Annotated in this window: 27 protein-coding genes; 11 read left to right on the top strand and 16 right to left on the bottom strand. The window is 44.7% G+C overall.

Features of this window, described 5'->3' with window-relative positions:
• The 6 genes from JGK11_RS21160 to JGK11_RS21135 form a co-directional block, all read left to right on the top strand.
• The coding region (locus JGK11_RS21160; protein ID WP_293180113.1) for a hypothetical protein at positions 1 to 188 on the top strand (188 nt) is incomplete at its 5' end.
• Positions 189 to 316: 128 nt separating this feature from the next.
• Positions 317 to 838 (top strand): NYN domain-containing protein, encoded by a 522-nt coding sequence (locus tag JGK11_RS21155; protein ID WP_006633075.1) that lies wholly within the window; start codon positions 317 to 319, stop codon positions 836 to 838.
• Positions 839 to 1,052: 214 nt separating this feature from the next.
• A complete protein-coding gene (locus JGK11_RS21150) occupies positions 1,053 to 2,693 on the top strand; it encodes a 2-isopropylmalate synthase (RefSeq protein WP_293180116.1) in 1,641 nt (546 codons plus the stop codon).
• 137 nt (positions 2,694 to 2,830) lie between these two features.
• Positions 2,831 to 3,631 carry a class I SAM-dependent methyltransferase gene (locus JGK11_RS21145; protein WP_293180119.1) on the top strand — a complete coding sequence of 267 codons (801 nt, stop codon included), beginning with the start codon at positions 2,831 to 2,833 and terminating at the stop codon, positions 3,629 to 3,631.
• A gap of 345 nt (positions 3,632 to 3,976) precedes the next feature.
• Positions 3,977 to 4,294, top strand: coding sequence for an antitoxin family protein (locus JGK11_RS21140; RefSeq protein ID WP_293203443.1), 318 nt, complete (start codon positions 3,977 to 3,979; stop codon positions 4,292 to 4,294).
• Positions 4,288 to 4,755, top strand: coding sequence for a type II toxin-antitoxin system VapC family toxin (locus tag JGK11_RS21135; protein ID WP_293203445.1), 468 nt, complete (start codon positions 4,288 to 4,290; stop codon positions 4,753 to 4,755). The genes JGK11_RS21140 and JGK11_RS21135 overlap by 7 nt, the downstream gene beginning before the upstream one ends.
• A gap of 104 nt (positions 4,756 to 4,859) precedes the next feature.
• Here JGK11_RS21135 and hisC read toward each other — a convergent pair whose 3' ends face one another.
• The 4 genes from hisC to JGK11_RS21115 all read right to left on the bottom strand — a co-directional run bounded on the left by hisC (position 4,860) and on the right by JGK11_RS21115 (position 9,156).
• Positions 4,860 to 5,906: a histidinol-phosphate transaminase gene (hisC, locus tag JGK11_RS21130; RefSeq protein ID WP_293212735.1), complete on the bottom strand. Its 1,047-nt coding sequence runs from the start codon at positions 5,904 to 5,906 to the stop codon at positions 4,860 to 4,862.
• Positions 5,907 to 6,000: 94 nt separating this feature from the next.
• Positions 6,001 to 6,714, bottom strand: coding sequence for a glycerophosphodiester phosphodiesterase family protein (locus tag JGK11_RS21125; RefSeq protein WP_293180131.1), 714 nt, complete (start codon positions 6,712 to 6,714; stop codon positions 6,001 to 6,003).
• Positions 6,711 to 7,565, bottom strand: coding sequence for an alpha/beta hydrolase (locus JGK11_RS21120; protein WP_293198115.1), 855 nt, complete (start codon positions 7,563 to 7,565; stop codon positions 6,711 to 6,713). The genes JGK11_RS21125 and JGK11_RS21120 overlap by 4 nt, the downstream gene beginning before the upstream one ends.
• Positions 7,566 to 7,866: 301 nt before the next feature.
• Entirely contained in the window at positions 7,867 to 9,156 is a 1,290-nt protein-coding gene (locus JGK11_RS21115; protein WP_293203452.1) for an esterase-like activity of phytase family protein, read from the bottom strand.
• 21 nt (positions 9,157 to 9,177) lie between these two features.
• Here JGK11_RS21115 and JGK11_RS21110 point away from each other — a divergent pair, with 21 nt between their 5' ends.
• Positions 9,178 to 10,512: a tetratricopeptide repeat protein gene (locus tag JGK11_RS21110; RefSeq protein WP_293203454.1), complete on the top strand. Its 1,335-nt coding sequence runs from the start codon at positions 9,178 to 9,180 to the stop codon at positions 10,510 to 10,512.
• A gap of 159 nt (positions 10,513 to 10,671) precedes the next feature.
• Here the strand turns inward: JGK11_RS21110 and JGK11_RS21105 are convergent, their stop codons facing one another.
• The 4 genes from JGK11_RS21105 to JGK11_RS21090 all read right to left on the bottom strand — a co-directional run bounded on the left by JGK11_RS21105 (position 10,672) and on the right by JGK11_RS21090 (position 14,275).
• Positions 10,672 to 11,193, bottom strand: coding sequence for a GNAT family N-acetyltransferase (locus JGK11_RS21105; protein WP_293212733.1), 522 nt, complete (start codon positions 11,191 to 11,193; stop codon positions 10,672 to 10,674).
• A gap of 222 nt (positions 11,194 to 11,415) precedes the next feature.
• Positions 11,416 to 13,518: a VWA domain-containing protein gene (locus tag JGK11_RS21100; RefSeq protein ID WP_293212731.1), complete on the bottom strand. Its 2,103-nt coding sequence runs from the start codon at positions 13,516 to 13,518 to the stop codon at positions 11,416 to 11,418.
• 6 nt (positions 13,519 to 13,524) lie between these two features.
• Positions 13,525 to 13,686 (bottom strand): GNAT family protein, encoded by a 162-nt coding sequence (locus JGK11_RS21095; protein ID WP_293180282.1) that lies wholly within the window; start codon positions 13,684 to 13,686, stop codon positions 13,525 to 13,527.
• A 55-nt stretch (positions 13,687 to 13,741) separates the two neighbouring features.
• On the bottom strand, positions 13,742 to 14,275 hold the full coding sequence (locus JGK11_RS21090; RefSeq protein WP_293192851.1) for a GNAT family N-acetyltransferase: 534 nt from the start codon (positions 14,273 to 14,275) through the stop codon (positions 13,742 to 13,744).
• A 202-nt stretch (positions 14,276 to 14,477) separates the two neighbouring features.
• Here JGK11_RS21090 and JGK11_RS21085 point away from each other — a divergent pair, with 202 nt between their 5' ends.
• Entirely contained in the window at positions 14,478 to 16,523 is a 2,046-nt protein-coding gene (locus JGK11_RS21085) for an ABC transporter ATP-binding protein (RefSeq protein WP_293180152.1), read from the top strand.
• A gap of 176 nt (positions 16,524 to 16,699) precedes the next feature.
• On the opposite strand, the gene JGK11_RS21080 is transcribed toward JGK11_RS21085, so the two are convergent.
• From JGK11_RS21080 to JGK11_RS21045, 8 genes are all read right to left on the bottom strand, one after another.
• Positions 16,700 to 16,918 carry a hypothetical protein gene (locus JGK11_RS21080; protein WP_293180155.1) on the bottom strand — a complete coding sequence of 73 codons (219 nt, stop codon included), beginning with the start codon at positions 16,916 to 16,918 and terminating at the stop codon, positions 16,700 to 16,702.
• A 27-nt stretch (positions 16,919 to 16,945) separates the two neighbouring features.
• Complete coding sequence (locus JGK11_RS21075; protein ID WP_293203456.1) at positions 16,946 to 18,163, bottom strand: DNA double-strand break repair nuclease NurA; 1,218 nt, start codon at positions 18,161 to 18,163, stop codon at positions 16,946 to 16,948.
• 393 nt (positions 18,164 to 18,556) lie between these two features.
• Positions 18,557 to 19,351: an HAD family hydrolase gene (locus tag JGK11_RS21070; RefSeq protein WP_293212729.1), complete on the bottom strand. Its 795-nt coding sequence runs from the start codon at positions 19,349 to 19,351 to the stop codon at positions 18,557 to 18,559.
• A gap of 47 nt (positions 19,352 to 19,398) precedes the next feature.
• The gene (locus tag JGK11_RS21065) at positions 19,399 to 20,139 is read right to left on the bottom strand and encodes a DUF928 domain-containing protein (protein WP_293180164.1); all 741 of its coding nucleotides are present in this window, start codon (positions 20,137 to 20,139) and stop codon (positions 19,399 to 19,401) included.
• Positions 20,140 to 20,281: 142 nt separating this feature from the next.
• The gene (locus tag JGK11_RS21060) at positions 20,282 to 21,016 is read right to left on the bottom strand and encodes a DUF928 domain-containing protein (RefSeq protein ID WP_293212727.1); all 735 of its coding nucleotides are present in this window, start codon (positions 21,014 to 21,016) and stop codon (positions 20,282 to 20,284) included.
• Positions 21,017 to 21,159: 143 nt separating this feature from the next.
• Positions 21,160 to 21,897 carry a DUF928 domain-containing protein gene (locus JGK11_RS21055; protein WP_293192845.1) on the bottom strand — a complete coding sequence of 246 codons (738 nt, stop codon included), beginning with the start codon at positions 21,895 to 21,897 and terminating at the stop codon, positions 21,160 to 21,162.
• A gap of 258 nt (positions 21,898 to 22,155) precedes the next feature.
• The gene (locus tag JGK11_RS21050; protein ID WP_293147648.1) at positions 22,156 to 22,299 is read right to left on the bottom strand and encodes a DUF928 domain-containing protein; all 144 of its coding nucleotides are present in this window, start codon (positions 22,297 to 22,299) and stop codon (positions 22,156 to 22,158) included.
• On the bottom strand, positions 22,280 to 22,447 hold the full coding sequence (locus JGK11_RS21045) for a DUF928 domain-containing protein (protein WP_293147650.1): 168 nt from the start codon (positions 22,445 to 22,447) through the stop codon (positions 22,280 to 22,282). Before JGK11_RS21045 ends, JGK11_RS21050 begins: the two co-directional genes overlap by 20 nt.
• Positions 22,448 to 22,746: 299 nt before the next feature.
• Here JGK11_RS21045 and JGK11_RS21040 point away from each other — a divergent pair, with 299 nt between their 5' ends.
• The 3 genes from JGK11_RS21040 to JGK11_RS21030 all read left to right on the top strand — a co-directional run.
• A complete protein-coding gene (locus JGK11_RS21040; protein WP_293212725.1) occupies positions 22,747 to 23,886 on the top strand; it encodes a transposase in 1,140 nt (379 codons plus the stop codon).
• Between the two features lie 187 nt (positions 23,887 to 24,073).
• Entirely contained in the window at positions 24,074 to 25,846 is a 1,773-nt protein-coding gene (locus JGK11_RS21035; protein WP_293192843.1) for a CHASE2 domain-containing protein, read from the top strand.
• A 70-nt stretch (positions 25,847 to 25,916) separates the two neighbouring features.
• On the top strand, positions 25,917 to 26,776 hold an 860-nt coding region (locus JGK11_RS21030; RefSeq protein WP_293198129.1), incomplete at its 3' end, for an RNA-guided endonuclease TnpB family protein.

Genomic DNA, 26,776 nt, shown 5'->3' with positions numbered 1-26,776 from the left:
GCCACAAGCTTGAGGGTCTAGAGGGATATTTGAATGTCCCACTGTCGCCCTTTTGGGTGGGCCCGAATCCCCGTCGCTTTAGCCCTGGGGAGGTTCAAACCACAGCCTCTACCGAGTTACTGAGAGTCGGGTTTTTGAAGGTTGGTCGATCGAATCCAAGCACCCCTAAAAGAGCCCTCTGGCGGTAGAGGCAAAAATATGAAATACTGGGGGGATGGAGTTTTCTGAAGTTTAATCTATTGCCTCAGTTAGCTCCATATTGCTAAAATGTGATATTTAGATTAACTTCTTTCTACAATTATTAGGTCTAAGTTCTATGACAAACTTAATGAACCGCCTTTCTATTTTTGTGGACGGGAACAATATGTTCTACGCTCAACAAAAGAACGGCTGGTTTTTTGATCCACGCAGGGTGCTCGAATATTTCAAAACTTCGCAGCCAAATGTCATCTTGATCAATGCTTTCTGGTATACGGGTTTGAAAGACCCCCAAGATCAAAGGGGATTTCGAGATGCTTTGATCAGTCTGGGTTACACGGTTCGCACTAAGATTCTTAAGGAATATTACGATGATGCTTCGGGCCGATATTCTCAAAAGGCTAATTTAGACATAGAAATTGTGGTTGATATGTTTAATACGGTGGATCAGTACGACCAAGTTGTGCTATTTAGCGGGGATGGGGATTTTGAGAGGGCGATCGAGCTATTGCGATCGAAAAATACTCACATTACTGTGGTATCTACCGAAGGAATGATTGCTAGAGAATTGCGAAATGCTACTGATAGGTATATAGACCTAAATGAAATTCGGGAACATATTGAGAAAATGGATTATTAGTCAGTTGACAGTTGACAGTTGACAGTTGACAGTTGACACCCGAACCAGTCCGATTTCATTAATCATTAGTTATTGGTCATCAGTCATTAGTCAGGCGTTATGGGTTATTGATTATTAATTATTCGTTATGGGCGCGAAACACCAGACTGGTGACTGGCACTAATTGCCCAGAATAGGGGACAAGTAAAAATCAGGACAACACTTTTTTAGAGCTATGAAAACTCAACCAAGTCAAGACCGGATTATTATTTTTGATACGACTTTGCGGGACGGAGAACAATCTCCGGGGGCATCTTTGAATGGGGACGAAAAGCTAACTATTGCCCGTCAGTTAGCGCGATTGGGCGTGGATGTGATTGAAGCAGGTTTCCCTTTCACTAGCACGGGAGATTTTGAGGCTGTCCAAAAAATAGCTCGGACTGTTGGGACGGAAGATGGGCCGACAATTTGCGGTTTGGCAAGGGCGCGCAAGCCGGATATTAAAACAGCAGCCGAGGCGATTAAACCAGCGGTAAATTCGCGAATTCATACGTTTCTGGCTACGTCTGATATTCACTTGGAATATAAGCTGAAAAAGACGCGGGCTGAGGTTCTGGAAATTGTGCCGGAAATGGTGGATTATGCTAAGTCTTTTGTGGATGATGTGGAGTTTTCGCCGGAGGATGCTTGTCGTTCCGATCGCGAATTTTTGTATCAGGTTCTAGAAAGGGCGATCGAGGCCGGGGCGACTACTGTGAATATTCCCGATACTGTGGGCTACACAACTCCCAGCGAGTATGGGGATTTGATTCGGGGAATTAAGGAAAATGTGCCGAATATCGATCGGGCAATCATCTCGGTTCACGGTCACAATGACTTAGGATTGGCGGTTGCTAACTTTTTGGAAGCTGTAAAAAATGGCGCCAGACAGTTGGAATGCACGATTAACGGGATTGGGGAACGGGCGGGAAATGCGGCTTTGGAAGAGTTGGTAATGGCGCTTTACGTGCGGCGCCAATATTTTAATCCGTTCTTGGGAAGACCTGCGGATTCTGACGAACCCCTGACAAATATTGACTCGCGCCAAATTTACAAAACTTCCCGCTTGGTTTCCAATTTGACTGGGATGTTGGTGCAGCCAAATAAGGCGATTGTGGGAGCAAATGCTTTCGCCCACGAGTCGGGAATTCACCAAGACGGGGTGCTGAAAAATAAGCTGACATACGAGATTATGGACGCTGAGTCGATCGGCTTAACGGAAAATCAAATTATCTTGGGCAAATTATCCGGCCGCCACGCATTTCAAACTCGGTTGAAAGAGTTGGGTTTTGAAATGGCAGATGATGAGCTAAATAAGGCTTTTGTCAAGTTTAAAGATTTAGCCGACAAGAAAAAAGAGATTACCGATTGGGATTTGGAGGCGATCGCCAATAACGAAGTCCACCAAGCTCCCGAACTTTTCCGGTTAGAATTGGTACAGGTTTCCTGCGGGGACAAATCGCGGCCGACAGCCACGGTTACTGTGCGGAATCCGGCGGGCGAAGAATTGACCGATGCTGCGATCGGCACCGGCCCTGTAGATGCGATTTACAGGGCGATTAACCGCGTGGTAAACGTACCAAACGAGTTGATCGAGTTTTCTGTACAATCGGTAACAGCGGGCATAGATGCGATCGGCGAAGTAACAATTCGCTTGCGCCACGAAGGGAAAGTATTTTCTGGACACTCAGCCAATACTGACATCATCGTCGCCTCCGCCGAAGCATACATCAGCGCCTTAAATCGGCTGTACGTGTCATTGCAGCCTAATCCTGAAAAATCCTCCGAACAGCCAACTGCGATCGCAAATCAAGTTGTCGCCGAAGCACAGCGCTGATAAATTGATTCTCAGCCATCCTTGCTAAAATACACCGCAGGCGAACGCCCATCGAAGCAGATAAATCTCAATAAATCTGCGTTAATCCGCGTTCATCTGCGGTTTCATTTTTTTTACCAACAACAAACATTAAAAAAATGCAAGACGAAACTTTAAAAAAAGAGCGACAATTCCACGATGCTTGGGCATCCACAATCGATGTTGACGGCATCCGTGTCAACGATTACTTTGAAGCTTGCACCGCCCCAGAAAATAGATTCATCGTCCAGCACATGGGCGATGTCACGGGTAAACGCCTCTTGGATTTAGGCTGTGGCGCCGGAGAAAATAGCATTTATTTTGCGAAGAAAGGTGCACATTGTGTGGCGGCTGATTATTCTGAGGGCATGGTGGAAGTGGCCATGAAATTGGCAGAGATAAATGGCGTAACAATCGAAGGTTGTACGGTGAATGCCATGGCGCTGGATTTCCCTGACAATAGTTTTGATATTGTTTACGCTTCTAATTTGCTGCACCATTTGCCGGAACCAGAAAAAGCGATTCGCGAAATGTACCGCGTCCTGAAACCGGGCGGCAAAGCTTGTTTTTGGGACCCGATGAAGCACAATCCAGTGATTAATGTTTACCGCAGAATGGCGACCGAGGTGCGGACTGAGGATGAAACTCCTTTGGACATTAATATTGTCAAACTTGTCAAGTCTTTGTTTTCGGAGACGGCTTACGATACGTTTTGGTTGACATCGTTGTGGATTTTTTTACGCTTTTATTTGATTGAAAAAGTGCATCCGAATGATGAGCGTTATTGGAAGAAGATTATTATCGAACAAGAGAGATTGAAGCCGGAATATTCTCGTTTGGAAGGGTTGGATGGGTTTTTGAAGAAGTTGCCTTTGATGAAGCGGTTGGCTTGGAATTTGGCTGTGGTGGCAACGAAGTAATACCAATTTAATGTGAAGTTGCATATATCTCGATCCCCCTAAATCCCCCTTAAGAAGGGGGACTTTGAGCGCTTCCTGTCCCACCCTACAACCAGGGGGGCTAGGGGGGATCGGAATTCTATGCAGCCTCATAAAAAACTGGTATAAGATGATTTTAGTGGTAGGGTGCGTCAGTTTTGAGATGATAAATCACCACCGAAAGTATGATTCTGACGCACCATTGGCGATCGGGTGTGTCAGTTTTGAGATTGTGGGTTTGTAGCAAAAATAATCGTAGCTGACGCACCCTACTTCAAGCTATAAAAGAAGTACAATAAGTCTAAGCATTTAATTAAGAGGCTAATTATGCCAGAAACTATTACTGCTGTCTACGAAAACGGAGTTTTTCGACCCTTGAGTTCCGTGTCTTTCCAAGATGGGGCAACTGTACAAATTAACATTGTAGCTGATGTTTCGCTGGAAGAATTGAAGGACGATCGCGAAAAGGCGATTAAGTTGATGGATGTACGAGGATTGGTGCGTTTTCCCAAAAAACAGAATAAGCTCGATCGAGGCGAATTAATCAAACGCGAGCAGCAGTGGCGCGAATTGATGAAAAAAATGGAACCGCTACCAGGTAAGCCTCTGTCAGAAATCATTATCGAGGATCGTGGCCCGTGGTAAATGCTTATTTTCTCGATACTAGCGCTTTAGTCAAACGATATGTGCCTGAAATAGGCAGTGACTGGATTTTATCGATTACTGATCCTGCTACCAACAGCGATTTAGTTATTAGCCAGATTACTTGGGTGGAGGTACACAGCGCCTTTGCACGCCGTCTGCGGGATGGAAGTTTGTCTGCGGAGCGCTTTGATTTAATTGTGCAAAAAGTTAGGGAGGATTTTGAAAATGAATACCGAGTCATAGATATAAATCCAACTTTGATAGAAACAGCCACCGAATTGGTGATTCAGCATCCGCTGCGGGCTTATGATTCTGTGCAGTTAGCATCAGCTTTGCGGTTTCAATCTACTCTCATTTCGGTGTCGGAAACTCAACTGGTTTTTGTTTCGGCTGACAACAGACTGCTGAATATTGCTCAGTCTGCCGGATTGGCGATCGACAATCCTAATAATTATCCATAATCAAACGGTTGGTAGTGAGGAATGCGAGTCCTCCGATAGATGCGGACTGAAGTCCTCACTACGAACCTGATGCGGACTGAAGTCCTCACTACGAACCTGGTTATCTAGAGGATTTCTTTCAAGGTTTTAAGTAATATTTGATTCTGTTCTTCTGTACCTATACTAATTCGCAATTTATCGTCCAATCGCGGCTGATTGAAGTATCGAATCAATATTCCCCGTTCTTTGAGTGTTTGATAAATCCTTTCTGCATCGCCGTTGGGCGGCCTGACTAACAAAAAGTTGGTTTGCGATCGCCAAACTTCAAAGCCTAAGTCCTGGAAACTAACGGCTAGTTTTGCTCTGGAAGCCTTGATTTTGTCGGCGTTGGCTGTTTTGTGGTCTGAATCTGCGATCGCCCCCGCCGCCACCGCATAGGCTATAGCATCCACATTGTAGCTGTCTTTGATTTTATTTAATTCAGCCAACAGTGCCGGATTTGCGATCGCAAAACCCAATCTCAATCCTGCTAGCGAATAACCTTTGGAAAGCGTTCTCAAAACTATAACATTACTGTAGTTTTTTGTCAACTCCAAAGCATTGTTTTCGGCAAAATCTACATAAGCTTCATCGATGACCAGAATGCCAGATAATTCTTGAGCAAGTTTCTCCAAATCTGCCACAGATATCGCTGTTCCCGAGGGACTATTTGGCGAAGCTACAAATGTCACAGAACCTTTAGCTGCTATTAGCAAATCGACGGGTAACTTGTAGTCATCGGGATAGGGAACTTCGACAAATTCTGCATCCTGAATTTCTGCCAGCGTGCGGTACAATACATAGGTAGGTGAGGGACAAACAACGGGTTTGCCAGCTTCGCCCACAGCACGAACTATCAAGTTTAATAAATCATCGCTGCCGTTACCTACCAAAATCCAATCGTCAGGAACCCCCAAAGCTTTACTAGCGGCGATGCGAAAAATTTTGCCAGTTGGATCTGGATAGCGCCGCAGCATTTCTGGGTCTATTTCTTGAAGCACTTTTAAGGCTTTGGGAGAAGGCGGATAGGGATTTTCATTAGAATTTAGTTTAATAATTTTTGTGCCTAGCGGTGGCTGTTCTCCCGGTACGTAACCGGACATTTCGTGGATGCTTTGGCGAAAATAATTCATCTATTAATTGAGTTTTGTGGAACAGGCAATGAGTTTTGTGGAACGGGCATCTTGCCCGTTCTCGATCGTGGTGCAAGATATCAAGTGATACAAATTATATCAAACAATTAGTGACAATCCGAGTTACACCCAAATCAATTAACTTTTGCATATGTGCGCGATCGTCCACCGTCCACGCTACAATGTCAACTCCTTGATTGCGGGTTTCTGGAATTAGTGCGGGGTTTTCCAATAAAACACGATACAGGCTGGTAATCAAGTTATCGCGATGGGCGACAGCTTGAGACAATTGAGTTTTATATGCTTCTAGATTAGCAACGATGTGTCCGATCGCCAAATCGCCATTTAGCCGCCGCACTTGTCCGAGAAATTTCTCGCTAAACGAGGTAATAACGCATTTTTCTTGAATTCCTGCACGGTGCAAAGTATTGACAAACTCCGCAACTTCTGTATCCGACCATTCGCAGTGAGGCTTGACATCAAAATAGAGAAATTTGTCAACATTCTTGAGGATAGCTAAGGCTTCTTTGAAGGTGGGGATTTTTTCCCGTGAAAATTCATCGCTGAACCATTTACCAGCATTGAGTTTCTGCAAGTCTGACAGGTTTGTTTCCCTGACTTTACCAGAAACTCCGGTGATTCTATCCAGCGTGGCGTCGTGGAAAACCACGGGCACACCGTCAGCCGATAGCTGGATGTCAAACTCGATCGAATCGGCTTTGCGGGCGATCGCCCTGGAAAATGCTGCTAAAGTGTTCTCAGGGGCGATCGCCGAAAATCCCCGATGTGCAATAATTTCTAAATTCACAGTGTTGCGCCCTCTAAAAAATCTGCCACGGTTTGATTAAAAGTATCCGGTTGAGTCAAAAAACACCAGTGATTCCCCGGTACTTTGACAATTGTCAGATTTTGCAAGTATGTTTTGTAGGGCTGCATTTGCCAATCCATGCGATTTACGCCTGTTTCCGGCTGTACAAACAAAGTAGGAATATCAATATTTTCCGTTAAACCGGCAACTTCCATCACTTCGGTAAATATCTGATTTCTGGCGGGAATCACAAATTTACTTCCCCAACTTCCATCTAATTTTTGTTCGATTTGGTTTTGGAAGATCATTTGTTGCACTTCACTCCAACCTGCGTATTCTCCCGATTGTTTGGCGGCTGCTTCGGCTTGGGCTAAAGTTGCAAACGGGCCCATACATTTGAGACAGTCTAATTTGCGGTAAACTATTGGTAGACTGAGTTTCATCACAGCGGGCAGTTTGCTGATGAAGATTGGGTCTACTAAAATCATACTCGAAATGCGATCGCCATTTTGCCGCGCCCAAATTAATGTTAGTTTTCCCGTCCAAGAATGTCCGACAATGTGGGCATTTTGCCAGTTGAGGTGTGCCATCAAAGCTTCCAAATCTGCGATCGCCCTTGCAAAAGTATAGCCGGTTTCCGGTTTGTCACTCTCTCCGTGGCCGCGCATATCTGGCGCTACAATATGATAGCGGTTCGACAAGTAATTGCCCAAGCTCGTCCAGACACACCCACTATCTGCTAAACCGTGCAACAGTAGCAAACGCGGAACTTTTTCTGTCCCTGTTTGTGAGTTCCATTCTAGATAAGAAAGTTCGATATCTGGTAATTTTAAACTGTGGCGTGCAGGCATATAGAATAAGTTGAAAAACCCATTTTTTGACTAATTTCATGAATACGCAAAAGGTTTGTAGTGAGGACTTTAGTCCGCATCCATAAACTAGGACTAAAATGCTCACCAAAAAACTTGCTAGCAAACCAATGACTCCGAGCCAATAGGTTGCTGATACCAAACATCATCAGGGAGCATCTCATTGTTGCAAAAAATATTTTTTATTGTAGTGCGAGCGTCCCCGCTCGCGAGTATTGCAGGACTCGCGAGCGGGGACGCTCGCACTATTAAATGCAAAACTGAGATGCTCCCCATCATCATCCTAAATTTTACCTTTTAAACTCAACAAAATAAACTGAGTTTTCTGAGCTTCCTCAAAATTATCATCGCTCACCAAAACCACACTTTGGCTACCATCTGGCAAACGCGGGCCGAGAGTCATTCCCTCTAAATTGTACAGCGGAATTCCGAGTTCATTCAAGTCTAATAGTAACTTTTTCCTCACAGGTTCAACCATTCCCAGTGGCCCCTTAAAACTTTCTATTCTAGAAGTATCTGTCGCCGCCCCAACAGCTACTTGATAAATTTTAGCACCGTATCCCGATATCCCAAAGGAACGCTCTAAACTCAAAAATTGACCTCCACCAATCGTTACCAATTCTGTTAATCCGTTCAAAACAGTCATCGGAACTTCGTCTAGCTGGTAAAGATTTTCCGAGACTAATTGCGGAGTTTTATCGACGATGATATAATGTAAAAGACGGAGTTTGCTTGCCTGTTCTGGGTCTAAATCTTGAATTAACGGCGCTGCTGTCGCTGCAAACAACCTAAACGGATCTAAACCGCCCGGACTAAAGGTTTCTGGGTCGATACTCAAGGATTCAAAACCTAAACTTTTCTGGACTCCTTGCTGTTGTTGTTCATCGTTGGTATCGGGGATGTAACGCTTGGGAATTGGCAAATTTCCTCGCAATTTCCCGGTAGTGAGGTCAAATTCTCCGACAAAAGGAGGGCTGGCTTCGCTGGCGACAAATACTGAATTCCGTGGAGACAGGGCGATACCTTCGGGATTGATGGAACCCCAAAGGAAGGTTTCACCGTCTGCTTTTTTGAGGGATGTAACGCCTTCAACAGAAACTTTTTCGAGGCTAATATTGGCTGGATCGCTGGATTTAAGATCGAGTCGGAGACTGTAAAATCTGGCTTCTCCGTTTTCGCTTTTGTCGTCGGAAAGGGCGTAAAAACGATAAGCCTTGGAAGTAACACCACTAATACCTTTGGCGTCGTAGGTGATGCCTGATAAACCGCCGACTGGCGATCCTTCAAAGTTGATTTTTGGCAATTGGTACTCGCCCAAAAAGCCTAGGGATATTTCAGGAAAAGAGCGATCTCTAGCAACGGCGGGAGGGGCCGCGCAAGCTGTGCATACAGTTAGGAAAATTAGAGCTAAACTGAATAGGCGCAAAATGCGTTGGCGAAGCCCGCCCCTACGGGGGCTACGCCAACGAAGAGGATCGCCCAAAGCCTGTAAATTCCAATAATTGCTCAGTGCGGTAAGTTTTATTTTGTTGCTATTGTTGAACAGTTGGCTTGTGTGCCATCTTTGTGACATAATTTATACCGTTTTGTAAGTATGCAAAACTTGATGTTTCGTGCAGGGCTGCCGAATGGTGGCAACCAAATTTTAAGAATGAGAAATTCTTTGCCAATTGGGTGCTTGCTTTGGTTGTGGCTGTGTGCTGGTTCAATTGCTAGCGCCCAAACTAATCCACCACCCCTCGATCAATTTTCTCCTAATCCTCTAGAACTTACCACACCCGATCCCCTAAAACCCGCTACTGAATCTTTGAGTAGCACTCAGCGGGAGGATCTGAGTGCAGCTTTGGAAAAGCTAAGCTTAGAAGCAGCGGCTAAACTGCAAGCTGGAGATGGGGCTGGTGCTTTTGATATTTGGTTTCGAGAATTGCGACTGCGCCGATATCTTGGCCCGGCGGCGGAAATTGCTGCTTTGAGTCGGGTGGGAAGTGTGGCTTGGAGTAGCAATAAAAACCTGGAACTTCAGCTTATTACTAAACGGCTGCAAGCAATTCACAAACAAGTTAAATCGCAAGTGCCGGTAAATACTGAGTTGCTCCCGGCTTTAGCTGCGGCTTTTGGGCAGGTGCGCGCTAAAGGCCCGATCGTAGAAGTTTACCAACAAATCCTCGAAAATGCGCGCCAAAATCAAGATATATTGGCTCAGGGTCAGACTTTAAAGGCGATCGCACTTGTTCACATCAATTGGCTGAGTTACGATAAAGCGGCTCCCGTGTATGAGGAATTGGCAACTTTAATTCAGGAAAACCGCGCTGTATTTGCTGCTAATGCTGCTGTACCAAATTCTGCTGTAACGGCGGGAAATGGCGCGCCACCACAGCCTGTAACTCCTCCGACTGAGGTGGATACTCTGAGACAGTTAGCCTACGTTTACCAACAGTCGAAACAGCCCCTAAAGGCGATCGCAGCCCGGGAAAAACTAGCATCTGTGTATGTCAACCTGCAAAACCCGGCTGCGATACCACCGCTCAAAATTGCGATCGGCACCGATTACCAAACTATAGGTCAAATCAACTTAGCAGCTCAATACTATCAGGAAGCCTACAATTTAGCCGTTCCCATTCAACAGTACGCCCAAGCTAGCGAAGCTTTGGATAAATTAGCACTGCTTTATCGATCGCAAAAACAGCTAGAGCCGACTGTGCGAATCTATCAAATGCAGTTGTTGTTGGAAGAACGGGCTTACAATTGGTACGGATTGATGAGTGCTTACGACAATCTCGGTCAAGTTTATCAGGAAATGAAGGATTATAAGAAAGCTTTGGAAGCTTATCAGAAGGGGTTGGAAGTGGCTAAAAGATTGGGACACAGAAAAGAGTATTTTGACAAGAAGATTATTAAGGTTAACAAGCAATTGCAACGGACTTCGTAGTTGTCCGCAGACAATAATGCTAATTTGTGATTGTGATGCGAGTAATTTAGGGAACATCTCAGTTTGGTATTTATAGTGCTGTCCCCGATCGCGTATTGTACAATACGCGAGCAGGACAGCACTCAAAGAAAAATGCTTTTTACAAAAATCAGATTCTTCCTACGAAGATACTGCGGACTTGTAAGTTTCTCGAAAAATAGAATAATACAATACATCAATTTCGTAATAACGAGCATTTTTTTCATATTTCATGCCAACTTTCTGTATCACCCGCTGGGAGGCGATATTTTCCGGGCGGGCGATCGCAACTATTCTCTCCAACTTTAATATGTTAAATCCATAGTTTAGACTAGCAAAAGATGCTTCTGTCGCCAATCCTTGATTCCAATAAACTTTATCAAACGCATAACCAAGTTCCACTTCCGGTGTTTTGTCCAGAAAAGCAAGTCCGCAGCGGCCAATCATTTTACAATCTATTTTATGTACTAAAGCCCACATTCCGAAGTTGTGTTCTTCCCAACGTTGGAGCATAGCATGAATGGCGCTTTCTGTTGCTTCTCTAGTTCTAACTCCTGTCAAGTATTTCATTGTTTCCGCATCACTGTAAATACGGTACAGATCGTCTAAGTCATCTGGCGTAAATTGCCTCAGATACAATCTGGCCGTTTCTATTTGTTGCATGATGGACAATCACTATTCTAGCAGGAAAATTGAAGGCATATCCTGGGGGTTCATCTCTATGAGTGCAAGGGCGAAGCATTTCGGCAAACAATTTGTTAGTCATAACCAGAGATTTATTGCCGAAATGCTTCGCCCCTACGAATATATTTGCATAAAGTGAGATGCACCCGAGGCTTGTAACAAATAGATGGGTAAAAGCAAGGTAACTCACACCCTACAAAACTACTTTACTCCTATCTTTGCTACTAGCGTTTTGCAGTTTTCAACTAAACGAATGAACTCTGCCCGATAGCCTTCCTTGTCTTCACCTTTCGCCTGACTTGCCAGTCTCAATACTTGATCGAAACTAGCTGCTCCCTTGTACTCAGAATCTCTCAAAACCATCCCGAAAGCAGCTACAGCAGCAGCAAATCTGAAGTTAGCAGAGGCATTTTCTAGTTTCACAGGTTTGTCGATTACTGACTGCGTAATTAACTGACTCACTGTCTCATTGGGGTTTTTGTAACGCAACTTTACCTGCATCAATTCATCAGTTTGAGAGGTAGAAGCAGTGGCTGGATTCGGTTGATATTTTAATGGATCGACCTCCGGCAATTTGACATCGCTGGCGACACCAACCGGAATAATTTCGTAAATTGCTGTTACCGAATGTCCCGCACCTAATTCACCTGCATCTTTTTTGTCATCGTTAAAGTCTTGATTTTGCAAAACTCTATTTTCGTAACCAACTAAACGGTAAGCTTGAACTTTAGCTGGATTGAACTCTACTTGAATTTTCACATCTTTGGCGATGGTAAATAGCGTGCCTCCCATTTGAGTGACTAGCACTTTTTTGGCTTCCAACAAACTGTCGATATAAGCATAATTGCCATTACCTTTATCGGCTAGCTGTTCCATTTTTGCATCTTGCAAATTGCCAGTACCAAATCCCAAGACGCTCAGAAAGACTCCTTGTTCTCGTTTTTCTTCAATCATCCGCACGAGTTCGCCATCGCTGGAAACGCCAACATTAAAATCGCCGTCCGTTGCCAGAATAACGCGGTTGTTTCCTTGTTTAATAAAGTTGTCTTTAGCAACTTTGTAGGCTAGTTGAATACCTGCTCCGCCTGCGGTAGAACCACCTGCTTCTAGCTTGTCAATGCTATCTAATATCTTTTCTTTTTGGTTGCCCGGTGTTGGAGGCAAGACTAACCCGGCGGCTCCGGCATAGACTACAATAGTGACGCTATCTTTGGCTCGCAATTCGCTGACGAGATATTTCAAAGATGCTTTGACTAACGGCAATTTGTCGGGCGAATTCATGGAACCGGAAACATCGATCAGAAATACGAGATTGTTCGGCGGTAAATTTTTGGTGGAAATGCTTTTTCCTTGCAAGCCAATGTGGACTAATTTGTGTTGGGGATTCCAGGGAGCATTGGCGACTTCTGTATTAATTGAAAAAGGTCGATCGCCCTTTGGCTGCGGATAGTCGTAGGTAAAGTAATTAATTAGTTCTTCGAGGCGCACTGCATCTTTGGGCGGCATCACGCCGCTGTTGATAAAGCGTCGGACATTGCTGTAGGATGCTGTATCGACATCGATGCCAAATGTGGAAAGCGGGTTGTTGCTAGCCCGCTGATAGGAGTTGTCATAAATGCGGTTGTATCCTTCGCGATCGAATTGTTGGGTTTGGGCGGGCAAGGCTGTGGTTGTAGGTGATGGTAGTGGAGTTACTGGCTGATTAATGCCGCCAAAATTTCTAGTTCTTAATGTATCTTGTCCTATAAGATTCCCAGAAGTGCGACTGTCAAGGTTAAGTCTCACTCGCTGAGGGGCTGTTTGGGGAGAAGGCGCTGGTAAAGGTACAGAATTGGGTTCTGAAAGGGGGGGATTTCGATTTTGTTCCAATTCACCACTACGAGCTTCTAATGCGTCAACTCTACCCCGCAGCGTCGCTAATTCAGGGGCGAATTCAGTCTGTAAACGTTGGACTATGGCTAAATCTTCTGGGCCGACTTTTGGCGTACCTGCTGCGATCGCCCGATCGACGTTTACCAAACAACTATTTAAACTTACCGCAAACTCAGAGCGTTTTAAAGGTCGATCGCCCAGAGTAGTACCAACTGGGGCGACAATCGGACAACTGTAGCGTTTTGCTAAGGATAGTAGTGCCTGAAAAGCCCAGCTACTCGGTGCAATGTCAGCCGATTGAGAGACATTTGTGGGAGTTGGTGCGTTGGTTTGGCGATCGACTTCCAGGGCGATCGCACTTTTAGGATTCATCCAGCAAAAAGTTAAAATTACTGGACTTAGCACCACTATTTGCAACAAAAGTTTACGCATAGATTTTTACTCCTGAGAATATTGCGATCGCGATATTGAATAACATACTACATCAGTTTCATAATAACGAGCGTTGTTTTCATATTTGAAACCAACTTTCTGCATCACCCGCTGGGAGGCGATATTTTGGGGGCGGGCGATCGCAACTATTCTCTCCAACTTTAATATTTCAAATTTTGTCTGGCTAAAAATATTTTAGTTGGGTTTCGTTTGAGGTAAAATATTAGAGTCTTGCGATCGCATAATATACTCGATCGCGACCGCAATCGTCAAAAATGTGCTGGTATTTCATCCCCACTTTTTCCATTACCCGCCGCGAGGATCTGTTTTCGGTATCTGCAACTGCAACAACTTTGTCTAGTTTCAATACTTCAAATCCATACTTGAGCGTCGCCGCTGCAACTTCCGATGCTAAACCTTTCCCCCAGTATGCTTTTGCTAACACGTAACCGACTTCTACTTCAGGTGTTTTGCCTAAAAATCTCAGCCCCCCGTCCCCGATCAATTGGTTATTTTGTTTGTTGACAACAGCCCACAAACCGAAACCATGTTTTTCCCAATCTCCGATTATCTGAAATAAATCTGCTGCTGTTTCTTCTTTATTTCTGACGCCTTCGCTCAGATACTTCATCACTTCCGCATCGCTGTAGATGCGGTACAGCTCATCTAAATCGTCTGGAGTAAATTGTCTCAGATACAATCTAGGTGTTTCTATCTGTCGGGACAAAGAATTTACTGTAGCTGTAGAAGATTCCATGATTTAACTGACTGTATTTGCTACAATTATTGCTTGGATATATTCTACAGGTTTTCTGCTTAAAGACCGATCGAACTTCCAGCGCCCACCCGCGCTACAAGCTGCGGAGCAAAAAAGCTCACTATCCTGAGCAAAAGCCCCCTAATTTACCAGCAGGCTCGCTTCTGCAATCTAAAATCTAAAATCTAAAATCTAAAATCGAATGACCATTTCCTCACCAGTAGCAGACACCGAAAACCAACCCCGCCGCGATACAGACTGGCGGTTATTCCTGAGGTTGGCATCTTACGCAACCCGCAGCAAACGCTTGCTGATTATTTCGATCGCACTATTAGTACCGCTAGCAGTCTCAGGAGCAATTCAACCGATTCTGATCGGACAGGCAATTTCGGTAATTCGAGCAGAACCTACCTATCAATTTTTACAGGGATTGCCTTTATCTACTGCATTAAATGTTTTGGCAGTCTTGCTGATGCTAACTATAACATTTAGATTGGGACTGCAATCAGTTCAAGGATATTTAGTCACAAAAGTAGGGCAAATTATTACTACTGATATTAGAAATGATTTGTTTGTACACGTCACCTCGCTAGCGGTGCGATTTTTCGATCGCACTCCAGTAGGCAGATTGATGACGCGCCTCACCAGTGACGTGGAAGCTTTGGGAGAGGTTTTTTCCTCAGGGGCGATCGGGATTGTCAGCGATTTATTTTCAATATTAGTAATTGCCATTTTCATGTTTACCATGCAATGGCAACTAGCTTTAATGTTGGTATTAATGATGATCCCAATTGCCGCCATAATCATTTATTTTCAGAACCAATTTCGCATAGCAAATTACACCACCAGAGAAGAACTTTCCGATCTCAACGCCCAACTGCAAGAAAACCTGACGGGTATTGGCGTAGTGCAGCTATTCCGCCGGGAAAGATTCAACTCAGAATTGTTTAACGTTACCAATAAATGCTACATTAAAGCAGTTGATAAAACTATCTTTTACGACTCAGCCGTATCTGCAACATTAGAATGGATTGCTTTAGTGGCGATTGCAGCCGTTTTGTGGATGGGCGGTCAAAGCCTTCTGCAAGGTACAATTAACTTTGGTACTCTGTCTGCATTCATTTTATTTGCTCAGCGTCTCTTCGATCCGCTGCGGCAATTTGCCGAGAAATTTACGGCTATTCAAGCAGGATTTACCGCAGTCGAACGGATTAGCGATATTCTCAACGAACCGATCGAAATTAAAGATCCAATTAGCGGGGCGAAGGAAGAAGGAAAATGGAAGAAGGAAGAAGGAAGAGGGAAGAAGCAAGAAGGAAGAGGGAAGAGGGAAGCAGGAAGAAGGGAATATTATTCGCCGTTGCTGATGGCCGGTCATCCAGAGGCACTTGCTTATAATTTATCTTCAAATGAGCCAGAATTGGTAGAAAGTAATCAAACTCCTGTAACTTCTGAATATCGCCTATCAGCTAACAATCAAAAATCCCTAGTTGCTCATGCCCAATCAAAGCAAGCTGCATCCGGAGAAATCCAATTTGACAATGTGTGGTTTGCTTACAAAGAAAACGAATATGTTCTGCAAGACCTCAATTTTACCATCAAATCCGGCGAAAAAGTAGCATTAGTTGGCCCTACTGGTGCAGGCAAAAGTTCGATCATCCGTCTCTTGTGCCGCCTTTACGAGCCCACCCGAGGACGGATTCTGATCGATGGTATAGATATTCGCGATTTACCTCAAGCAGAATTGCGGAGACACGTAGGTGTTATTATTCAAGATGGCTTTCTATTTGCTGGCGATGTGAAGAGCAATATTAGCCTTGGCGAAAGTTACTCGATGGAGGAGATTCGAGCAGCAGCAGAAAAGACGAATGTTGCTCGTTTAATTGAAGAATTACCTCAAGGTTATGACACGCAATTGCGGGAAAGGGGAACGAATCTTTCGGGGGGACAAAAGCAGTTGTTAGCGTTTGCTCGCGCCGCCATTCGCAACCCCAGTATTTTAGTGCTCGACGAGGCGACTGCTAGTTTGGATGTGGGAACGGAAGCTTTGATTCAAGAGGCTCTGGAGCGTTTGATGGCGGACAGAACGGCTATAATCATTGCTCACAGGCTCTCGACTATCCGAAATGTCGATCGCATTTTGGTGCTCAAACGCGGGCAGTTAGTAGAGTCTGGCAGCCACGAAGAGTTGTTGCAACAAGAAGGTTTGTATGCTAGTTTGTACAAGCTGCAAATGCTGGGAAGTTAGACAGTTGACGGTTGACGGTTGACAGTTGACAGTTGACAGTTGACAGTTGACAGTTGACAGTTGACAGAAGGAAGTAAGGAGAAAGGAATATTTTTCCTAAAGTCGGCAGATTTGCGGTTTTAGATTTTAGATGAGAGAACAAATCTGAAATCTAAAATCTGAAATCTAAAATCGGATTACCTGCCAAAAATTATTTTCCCAAGGGTTTGTGGCAGGTGAGTGATGTGTTGAAAAAGTTGATTTGGCCCGATACCAAACAATAACTGCATCGCCAGCACAATTGCTGCTAGAGCAATCGCTGTACCAACGCTGGCTTTCAATACTTTAAAAGCCCAATTAAATACCAGCCAAGAAACAAGTAAGGAAGCAATTAAGATAATTAACTCTATTGGCATATAACATTTTTAACTCTTATTTTTAATTCAAGCAATACTACCGCGCTTCCGGGTTTCCTTATTAGAAATACCGACATTTTTTAAACCTGCTTTAATCATTTGCTGCTCTAACAAAGCAAAAAAGCTACTTCGATCGCCCCCGGTGACTACTGCTTGGTTGTGGGCTTCTGCTAGCGTCACGGGATAGCCACCGCCTTTGTGTACTTGAGCTAGCATCATTCCTAAGGCTAAATCTAGCTCTGTATTATCTTGTGCTACCCATTCCGGAATTTCTATTCTAGCAATTTCTGTGCCAACATGAACATAACAAAAATAGATGGGATTGAGACCGTATAAATCTAAAATTCGAGCGTGGGATTTCCACAACGGGCTTCTTTGTCCGGGTAGCAGGATTGTGGCCCACAAGACGGAATCTCGTAGGGGTTCAAATTCTTGACAAGGTGCTTTTTCATCGAAAGCACTGGTGGCAGAAAATCCGACGTTGGGGCAGTTTGTCATGCAGTCTGGTACTTCGTGGGTGCAAGCTTGAAACCGCAAAAAAGATAAGCTTTCGGTGCTGCGAGAAGCGCTCAAGTATCCTAATAGGGGAATTTTTGCTACGCGCAATTTGTCCCAAGCTTCTAAAATTGGTTGCAAAATTCGATCGCGCGCTTCGCTAGGTAATTGTTCCAAAAACCAGTAAATCAGGGAACCATCTACCATTGCCAAAGTTGGCGCGGGTAGTTGATTGTCGTTAAATTTTGCCCAATTGCAGCCCATTTCCGCGAGGGCGATGGCTTCGGAAACGGCGCGCCGGTATCCCATCCACTCTTCGGTTCTAATTCCCCACTGGCGCGAAGCATACAAGTCTTCGGGTTTGTAGAAAACTTCGGGCACGCTGTCTAATACTGGGTGGCGGCTTTGCCCGTAGTGCAGCATGACTGTACCGACGTTGATCAGGTAGCAGTAGGCGATTTCGTGATGGCTGGGCGAAATTTGCGATCCGTCTGTGGCGAAGACTGTGTGGGCGGCGGGCGGTGCGGTGATGTAGGTGCGATCGGACAATGGCTCGATCGGCGTGGCTGCATTGAATAAAGTGCGATCGCTCCAACTCTCTTGCAATTCTACCAATTTTTCTTGTCCCACTGCCGCCTGTTCCAGCAAATTCTGAGCCACTTGCAAACGCTGGCGAGCCGCCAAAGCCTCCACATTCAAATGCTGGCTCATTCCCTGCATTGCTTTGGCTGCTTTAGTTAAATCTAGCATTGGTTTTAAGTCTCAGATTGGTGCGATCGTTCGGAATGCAAGTCCTCGGGAAAAGAAGGACTAAAGTCCTCACTACGAACCTGGAAAGAAGGACTAAAGTCCTCACTACGAACCTGGAAAATAAGGACTAAAGTCCTCACTACGAACCTATTTTATTACAGTCACCGACAAAAAAAAATCGATTTTTTTTGTCGGTATGCTTGATTTTTTGGGGAATTCCTGTTATATTTATATCATAATGGGAATATGTTTAAAAATATTATTTTTGCAACCATCCCATTATATAAAAATACCATACCAGCGCCGCAAAAGTCAACAAAAAAAGTGTAAAATTTGGGGATTTTTTTTGACTCTGCTAAGCGAAAAAAAATCTCCCTCCCAACAAGTCTAAGATCAACATTCGTCAGGCAGCCAATCGACAAAATCTCCGGCAAACTGCGACAGAGAAAGCAATTGAACAGGTGGATTTTGAGCCACAGATTCCCGTTCTGCCAAAGTATTGTAACCCCAGTCAGCCAAAAACAACCTCACCTGAGATAAATCCGGCTGCTGCTTCACCGAGACCAAAGTTTTTAACCGATCTTCCACAAACCAAATAGTCGTATCTTTGCCAGAAGCTGCCAAAAATTCCCGCAATATTTGGTGTTTCGGCTTGTTGTATTCCTTGCCAAAAATTAACTCCGACGGCATTTGTACGCCCGCTAGCTGCAAGAGTTCCCGCACAAAACGGCCTTCCTTGGTGGTGACGATCGCGACTTTGACCGAACTATCCTGTAACGAGTGCAGGCGATCGGCTATTCCGGGATAAAAGCGGTGCAAAGACAGCCACCCAGCTAAATCCTCAGCAATCCAATTATCGCGTAGTCCGTCTAACATTGCGCCGACAGACTGGGGTTTTAAATTATTTTCGGTCAATAACTGCGGGACAATGTTTGGCCAGTCTAGCAAAATTTGCTCTTCGGTAATTCCTGTCAGCAGTGCGCGAATCAGCAGGGGCATTTCCCAACCGGTTTCGATGGCTGGCCTCACTCGGTAAAAACTCAAAGCTAAATCTGCATCGGGGACTATTTCGACTGATTGCCAGATTTGGCAGTAGGTACGCCAAGCGGTTTGGAAATATTCGATTAGTCCGTCACAAATTACACCGTCAAAATCAAGGGCGAGAATTGTTGGAGAGTTATTAGTCATCAAGCGAGTTTAGATTTTAGATTTTAGATTTGGCTAAATAGTCTCGATTAAAAAGACTGAACTAGCGGTTTATAGGCAATCGATTCTAGTTTTTGGGAGTTCAACAATTGCGTCCACTCTGCTTTCAGCATCGGATCGTCAGGAGCTTGTCGCCGCATTTGGGCTAGGGTAGAAATAGTATCGTACCAAATCCCATTTTTAGCATAGGCGATCGCCCTCGCCATAGGGTCGGGATTTGCCAAATCGTTCTTGAGAGTTTCCTGCGGTGCAATGCGCTGCACGAACCCTTTAACATAATAGTCCGAAGAGCGATCGTCAGGATCGCAAGCCACCAAAAACCACCACTGATATCGCTTCTTAACCTCAATAAATGTTTGGCGATCGGTTTTTTTAGGAATATTGACCTCAACTATCCCGGGCTTGTCAACTTTGAAAGTAGTTTTGTAAACCTCGGTTAGTTTTTCATCGTCAGTTTGCAAAATAAACTCGACTTGAGTCGAATTGAGAGAGACATAGGCAAAGAATGTCGGCGACTCTGTGAGGGTTAAGCCGATATTAGTTGGAGGCATTAAAGGAATAATAGATAAATCCACCGGACAGGGGGAGAGGAACGCAGGTGTTCCTCGTCGGTTGTCGGGGGTTATTAAATCTGGAGGTCTAAAATTAATATTCTGACTCAGCAGAATTGGTGCAGGGACAGCCTGCATCGGTGGCACTAAACTGGGGAGAGTAAGTGCGATCGCAAATGCGGCGATCGCCAGTGCAACCCCATTTAGAAAACGTTTCATTTTTTAACGGCATAACAGGAATGTTGGGCCTGGCATTTTTACTCATCCCTGGGAGTTTGAATCGCAGCGGGCGATCGGCTTAATTTGTCAATCTTCAGATTCTCATAAGAAGGACAAATTAAGCCTTGAGAAATAGGGAGGCTTAAAAAGACTGAACTAGGGGTTTATCGGCGACTGCTTCGAGTTTTTGGGACTTCAACAATTGCGTCCACTCAGTCTTCAGCCGCGCATCATCGGGTGCGACACTACGCATTTGGGCTAAAGTCGCCAGAGTCTCGTACCAAATGCCATTTTTAGCATAAGCGATCAGCTTCGCCCTCGGGTCGGGATTTGCCAAAGCGCTCTTGAGAGTTCCTTGCGGTTCAACTCGCTGCATCCATCCTTTAATAATATAATCTCCCGATCGTTCCTGAGGATCGCAAGCCAGTGCAAACGACCAGACATATCGCTTACCAACCTCAATATTTTTTGTCTTACCTTTGTCAGAAAGGCTAACTCCCACAATTCCAGCTTTGTCAACTTTTAAACTAGATTCGTAGACTACTTCGGATTCATCTTCGTTTAGCAAAACAAACTCTACTTGAGCCGCCGGTTGAGAAACATAGACAAAAAATGTTGGCGACTCTGTTAGGGTTAAGCCAATATTGCTTTCAGGTATTAAGGGAGTAATCGATAAACCATCCTGCAACTGACAGCCTCGATGCGCTCCCCCTTGGCGGTTCTCGGGGGCTGTGACCTCTGGGGGTGTGAAATTAACATTCTGACCCAGGGGAGTTGGTGCAGGGACAGCCTGCATCGGTGAAAACAAGCTGGGGAGAGTAATTGCGATCGCCAATACAGCGATCGCCAGTGCAGTAAAATGTAGAAAACGTTTCATTTTTTTCACCAGATAGAATAAAATCAGGGTTCGGATTTTTACTCCAGACTAGGAGTAAGAATCGCAGCGGGCGATCGGTTTAATTTGTCAATCTTCACAGCCTCAGAAGAAGGACAAAAGAAAGCCTTGAGAAATAGGGAGGCTTAAAAAGACTGACCTAGCGGTTGATCGGCAACTGATTCGAGTTTTTGGGACTGCAACAATTGCTTCCACTCGGCCCTCAGACTCGCATCATTGGGTGATCCTCGCCGCATTTGGGCTAGAGTACCAATTGTATCGTACCAAATATTATTTTCAGCATAAGCGATAGCCCTAGCCATAGGGTCAGGATTTGCCAAATTTTTCTTGAGAGTTTCCTCGGGTTCAATGCGCTTCACAAACCCTTTAACAAAATAATTTCCCGACGGATCGTCATTGCAAGCCACGGAAAACGACCACTGATACCGCTGGTTAACCTCCAGAGTTTTTTTGCCCTCCCCTTTGTTGGGAATACTGACTTCTATTATCCCCGGTTTGTCAACTTTGAAAGTCGTTTTATAAGCATCGATTCCTTTTCCATCGTCAGCTTGCAATGTAAACTCCACTTGAGTCGAAGGGTGAGAAACATAGGCCAAGAATGTTGGCGATTCTGCTATGGTTAAACCATCATTGCTTTTAGGTATTAAAGGAACAATAGATAAATCCTGCGGACAAGCATTCCCTCGATGCGTCGCCGATTGCCTGTTGTCGGGGGCGTCTACATCGGGAGGTTTAAATTTAACATTCTGACTCAGCAGCATTGGTGCAGGCACTGCCTGCATCGGTGGCAGGAAACTGGGGACACTAAGTGCGATCGCACATACAGCGATCGCGAGTGCAGTAAAATGTAGAAAACGTTTCATTTTTTCACCAACCTTATAGATATATTATAGATCGCGTCTCTACTGTTAGTCTGGAGTTCTCAGCCCGGGCGCGATCCGGTCAAGTTTTGATTGTTCGCATCGCCATCAAAAGAAGGAAAAAAGTTCAATAAATAGCGATTTTTAAAGAGACTCAACCAGCGATTGACCTACCACTGATTCCAGTCCTTGGGACTGAAACAATTAGGTCTACTTGGCTCTGGGTCTCGCATATCTCGGTGTCTGTCGCCGCATTTGGGTTCAAGTAGCGAGAGTTTCGTACCAAATCTCATTTTTAGCATAAACTTCGAGCCACGTCATCGGGTCGGGATTTGCCAAATCGCTATTGAGAGTTGGCTGGGGTGCGATGCGCTGTACGAACCCTTTAACAACTGTATCTGCCATCTGCCGATCGAGCGTCTGGTTCGCAAATCATCGAAAACGATCGCACGTAACGCTTGCCAACTTCTAGTGATTTGTTGCTGTCCCCCGTAGCGAGAATGCTAATTTCAACAATCCCGGATTCATCAACTTTAAATGTTTTTTGGTACATAAATTTTTTCTCCCTGCTGGCGACCAATATTTTTGAGAAGCTAGTCTCACACCGCAGATACAGAATTTGAACCTTGACAAATCAATAACATTAATTAATTGGAGCTGCAACTGGATTCTGGGGACGGTAAATCCAGCGGTCGAGGTCGCGACCTGGTTGACTGACAAAAGTCAGTCAAGATCGGGATAAAAGCTGACCCAGACTGGATTAAAGAGAAAAAGAGGGATAAACTGTTCTTAACCAAAAAACCAGTATGAATCGAAATGATCGATCGCCCCTCTCATCTTCATCATAAACTAATGAAATTCGCAGGTCAATACAGTCAGTGGTCAGATTTAAGACATCTAGGAGTGATGTGTTGGATGATGGTTGGTTTGATTGTAGAAGGCAAGGTAAATCTAACCAAATGGATCGACCATGTTTGCACCAAAGCACAAATAGCCCAAAGCACACAGCGAAGATTGTCTCGATGGGTAAATAATCCCCGCATCAACCCAGCAAAACTGTATAGTCCTGTAGTGAAGGCGGTATTTGCCAACTGGAAAGACTCAGAAATTTATCTGAGTTTTGATACCAGTATGTTATGGGATAAATATTGCATCATTCGGATCTGTGTTGTACATTTGGGCAGAGCGATTCCGGTGGGCTGGCGAGTACTCAAACACAAAAGTAGTAGTGTCAAAATCGATACTTATCAGGACCTTCTCAACCGTGTCTCTAGGCTCCTACCCGTCGATGTCAAAGTCATTCTCTTGGCTGACAGGGGGTTTGCCAATGCCGAATTAGTCCGTTATGTCAGAAAATTAGGCTGGCACTGTCGAATCCGGATTAAAGGCAATTTTTGGCTGCGTCATCCACGGCAGGGGTGGCAGCGAGTGAGTCAATTTCCGGTAGCCATCGGCGAGGCAAAACTGATCCACAACGTTCAAATTCACAAATGTAACTCGCTCACAGATGTCCATCTAGCAATTGCGTGGGAATCTACGAATGGCGAACACTGGTACATTATTAGTACGGAGCCTACTAATCTCCAAACTTTTCGGGAATATGGTTTCCGCTTTACCATTGAGGAAAATTTTCTGGATGATAAATCCTCTGGATTCAATCTCGAAGACTCTAAACTCCGTTCCGCTCCAGCTCTTTCTCGACTGTGCTTAGTGTTAGCGATGACTACTTTGTTCTTGACTGCTCAAGGTGTTGAAGTTGTCATTTTAGGTCAGCGTCGCTGTGTAGATCCACATTGGTATCGGGGTGCTAGCTACTTAAAAATTGGCTGGAGTTGGGTCAAACAAGCTCTGAACAAGGGCTGGAATTTAATTTCTGTTGTCTCTTTTTCTACTAATATTGACCCCGAACCAGTCAAGGCTTCTCGTCTACAACATCAGCAAAGAACTTACAGAATTGAGTTTCAAGCTACCACTGTAGTTTGGGCTAATTAAACTTTTGTCAGTCAATCAGGGTCGCGACTGTTATTCCATATACATTTCGCTGGTAGCGAAATGTAAAGTTTTGTTACAAATCGGTCGGAGTTTCCGGGTGTTCTAAGATGGAGGAAGTCTCGTGTAGGTGCCGACAAGCAACATAACTGCTGTTCGGTGAAACGAGTCAAAATTTTATATTGTGGCAATGACTAAAATATCTAACAAATTTCTATCTGACAAAATTCGTTCGGCAGCGGCTCAATTGAGTCAACTGTATAAACCATCACTAACAGTTGTTAGCTCTGTATTAATTGCCACCGCGGCAGTAACATTATCGTTGGTCGGGACTAGACACCTAGGAATACTGGAACCAGTAGAATTAAGCGCTTACGACCAAATGCTGAGATGGCGTCCCGACGAAAAGCCAGACCCGCGCTTGCTAATTGTGGGGATTACCGAAGCAGATATTCAGAAACTAAAGCAATGGCCGATATCCGATCGCAAAATAGCTGAAATATTACAAAAACTAGAAAAAATGCAGCCGACAGTCATCGGCTTAGACGTACTGCGAGATGTACCTTTAGGAGAGGGGCGTGAGGAATTAACTAAAGTTTTACAAAAAAGCGATCGAATTATCGGGGTATGTTTAGTCACCGACGGAGGCCCCGACACTCCCGGTTCTCCCCCTCCTCCGGGAATGTCAGCAAACCGGGTGGGATTTGCAGATTTTGGAATCGATCCGGGCGGCATACTCCGCAGGGCTTTATTATTTATGAAACCACCGATAATTAAGGGCGATAATTCGGTAGAAAAACATCTTTGCAATGACAATTCTCAAGTTTTAACTTCCTTCAACCTCCAGCTATCACTCCGCTACCTGCAAAAGTATAAAATTTTTCCCAGACTGGCAGCAGATCAATCTTTATGGCTGGGAAAAACCAAATTTAAAAAATTAAAAAGCAATGACGGAGGATATAGCAATGTCGATGCGAGGGGATATCAAATACTAATTAATTATCACTCCAGGAGCCAAGTCGCAAACAAAGTCACAATTACCGATGTTTTACAAGGGAAAGTCAGTCCGAATTTAGTTAAAGATAAAATAGTGCTGATCGGTTACACCACAGAAACCGTTAAAGATGTATTTTATACTCCTTACAGTGGGCAGCAGCAAAAAAACCAATTCATGCCGGGGATCGTGGTACACGCACAAGTAATTAGCCAAATTTTGAGTGCTGTTTTAGACAAGAGACCGATGTTTTGGTTTTGGCCGGAATGGGCAGAAATCCTGTGGATTGCAGGATGGTCAATTGTGGGAGGAACCATGGCATCGCGGATGGCTCACCCATGGAAGCTGGCGCTGACATTCGCAGCAATACTGTCGGGGTGTGGCGCGATCGGTTTTGGGATTTTTCTGTTGGGAGGGTGGGTGCCTGTAGCAGCGCCAGCCTTAGCATTAATTCTAACTGGTGGCAGCATTGTATCAGCAGACAGATTTAATAAATCGGCATACGGGAAAGCAATTACCGATCGCGTAAAACAAGTATTCAAAATCGAAATAGACCAAGCCCAAAAAGAACAACAAGTTGCAGACATTGTAGAATCAGATTTCTTTAAAGAATTGCAGCTCAAAAAAGATGAACTCAAAAGTAGCAAAAAAGATACCTCTGAAAAAACTCCGTCGGATCCCCAAGAAATAACGCTCGGTGCTGCGGCTCTTCCCCAGGCCCAAAGCGAGGCAGACGAATTCTTAGCTCAGTTGCAGCTAAAAGCCAAACAGCAGAAGCAGCGGGCCGCCGCGACTGCATCGGAAAGCGACTCAAAAACAGAAAGCGCGATCGATCCTGGCGCGAGTGCTAGTTCTGGCGAAACCCAACCTGATGAGGGGTTCAGCGATTTGCAAGCCAGGGCAAAGCAGATGCGGCAGCGCCGGAACGCAGACAAAAAGATCGAAGAGCAAGACTTAAGTGGCAAATAGGAAAGCTAAACTTATCTAAAGTTGATTGCTGAGAGTCAGTTCCATGTTTGCCGTCAAGCGAGCGCTCAAATTGAATAATCAAGAAGCGACCTTGATGGCAAAACACGCAGGATTTCGGCGCGTGGTATTTAACATGGGTTTGAGCCTGCGAGTCCAAATGTACGGTGCAGGTGAGTTTTCCGACTCAAAGGTCATCAACGAAATCAAGAAAGTTCTCACTAACTACGTCAAGAAACAACCTGAATGTACTTGGATGAATCAGTTGTCTTCTCGTGTTTACCAAAACGCTTTGATTGACTTGAGTCATGCGTTTGGGAGGTATCGTTTGGGGAAAGCCGGTCATCCAAAATTTGTCAGCCGCCGTGACGGTCAATCATTCACGGTTGATTCGTCAAACGGCAAAGTTTTGTTAAGTGCAGGCAGGACTATTAAAATTCCCACACTGGGAACATTCCGATTGCACGAGCCACTCTCATGCAGTTTTGTTTCTCAGACTTTCACGCTCTCAAAAGAAGGAAATCGCTGGTTCGTCTCTTTCTGTGTTGATGCCCAACGTTTACCGATGCGACAAAGAGAAAGTTCTGTAGGAATTGACATAGGTGTCAAATCCTTCGCCACCCTGTCAAACAATCAAGTGTTTGATGCACCAAAACCCCTAAAACAAGCGAAAACCAAGCTGGCACGGTTACAGCGCCAAGCATCAAGGCAGGTGAAAGGTTCTAACAACCAACGCAAAACCTACGACAAAATCAGCCAAATTCACGCAAAAATTGCCTGCATTCGTAAAGACTTCCTTCACAAGTTGACGACTTACTTAGCCCAGACTTTCTTGCGAATTAAGATTGAAGACTTGAATGTCAGCGGAATGCTGGCAAATCACAAGCTGGCTGGGGCAATATCCGACTTAGGTTTTTACGAATTCAGGCGACA

The sequence above is a fragment of the Microcoleus sp. PH2017_34_RAT_O_A genome (assembly GCF_020737885.1).
GTDB lineage: Bacteria > Cyanobacteriota > Cyanobacteriia > Cyanobacteriales > Microcoleaceae > Microcoleus.
Note: the sequence above shows the minus strand (reverse complement) of the source record. Positions and strands in the feature narration are given on the sequence as shown.

Excerpts from the sequence above, each read along its gene's own strand:
- JGK11_RS21155 (WP_006633075.1), top strand. The coding sequence starts at position 317 with ATGACAAACTTAATGAACCGCCTTTCTATTTTTGTGGACGGGAACAAT.
- JGK11_RS21150 (WP_293180116.1), top strand. The coding sequence starts at position 1,053 with ATGAAAACTCAACCAAGTCAAGACCGGATTATTATTTTTGATACGACT.
- JGK11_RS21145 (WP_293180119.1), top strand. The coding sequence starts at position 2,831 with ATGCAAGACGAAACTTTAAAAAAAGAGCGACAATTCCACGATGCTTGG.
- JGK11_RS21140 (WP_293203443.1), top strand. The coding sequence starts at position 3,977 with ATGCCAGAAACTATTACTGCTGTCTACGAAAACGGAGTTTTTCGACCC.
- hisC (WP_293212735.1), bottom strand. The coding sequence starts at position 5,906 with ATGAATTATTTTCGCCAAAGCATCCACGAAATGTCCGGTTACGTACCG.
- JGK11_RS21120 (WP_293198115.1), bottom strand. The coding sequence starts at position 7,565 with ATGCCTGCACGCCACAGTTTAAAATTACCAGATATCGAACTTTCTTAT.
- JGK11_RS21115 (WP_293203452.1), bottom strand. The coding sequence starts at position 9,156 with ATGTCACAAAGATGGCACACAAGCCAACTGTTCAACAATAGCAACAAA.
- JGK11_RS21110 (WP_293203454.1), top strand. The coding sequence starts at position 9,178 with ATGCAAAACTTGATGTTTCGTGCAGGGCTGCCGAATGGTGGCAACCAA.
- JGK11_RS21105 (WP_293212733.1), bottom strand. The coding sequence starts at position 11,193 with ATGCAACAAATAGAAACGGCCAGATTGTATCTGAGGCAATTTACGCCA.
- JGK11_RS21100 (WP_293212731.1), bottom strand. The coding sequence starts at position 13,518 with ATGCGTAAACTTTTGTTGCAAATAGTGGTGCTAAGTCCAGTAATTTTA.
- JGK11_RS21090 (WP_293192851.1), bottom strand. The coding sequence starts at position 14,275 with ATGGAATCTTCTACAGCTACAGTAAATTCTTTGTCCCGACAGATAGAA.
- JGK11_RS21085 (WP_293180152.1), top strand. The coding sequence starts at position 14,478 with ATGACCATTTCCTCACCAGTAGCAGACACCGAAAACCAACCCCGCCGC.
- JGK11_RS21080 (WP_293180155.1), bottom strand. The coding sequence starts at position 16,918 with ATGCCAATAGAGTTAATTATCTTAATTGCTTCCTTACTTGTTTCTTGG.
- JGK11_RS21075 (WP_293203456.1), bottom strand. The coding sequence starts at position 18,163 with ATGCTAGATTTAACTAAAGCAGCCAAAGCAATGCAGGGAATGAGCCAG.
- JGK11_RS21070 (WP_293212729.1), bottom strand. The coding sequence starts at position 19,351 with ATGACTAATAACTCTCCAACAATTCTCGCCCTTGATTTTGACGGTGTA.
- JGK11_RS21065 (WP_293180164.1), bottom strand. The coding sequence starts at position 20,139 with ATGAAACGTTTTCTAAATGGGGTTGCACTGGCGATCGCCGCATTTGCG.
- JGK11_RS21060 (WP_293212727.1), bottom strand. The coding sequence starts at position 21,016 with ATGAAACGTTTTCTACATTTTACTGCACTGGCGATCGCTGTATTGGCG.
- JGK11_RS21055 (WP_293192845.1), bottom strand. The coding sequence starts at position 21,897 with ATGAAACGTTTTCTACATTTTACTGCACTCGCGATCGCTGTATGTGCG.
- JGK11_RS21050 (WP_293147648.1), bottom strand. The coding sequence starts at position 22,299 with ATGGCAGATACAGTTGTTAAAGGGTTCGTACAGCGCATCGCACCCCAG.
- JGK11_RS21045 (WP_293147650.1), bottom strand. The coding sequence starts at position 22,447 with ATGTACCAAAAAACATTTAAAGTTGATGAATCCGGGATTGTTGAAATT.
- JGK11_RS21040 (WP_293212725.1), top strand. The coding sequence starts at position 22,747 with ATGAAATTCGCAGGTCAATACAGTCAGTGGTCAGATTTAAGACATCTA.
- JGK11_RS21035 (WP_293192843.1), top strand. The coding sequence starts at position 24,074 with ATGACTAAAATATCTAACAAATTTCTATCTGACAAAATTCGTTCGGCA.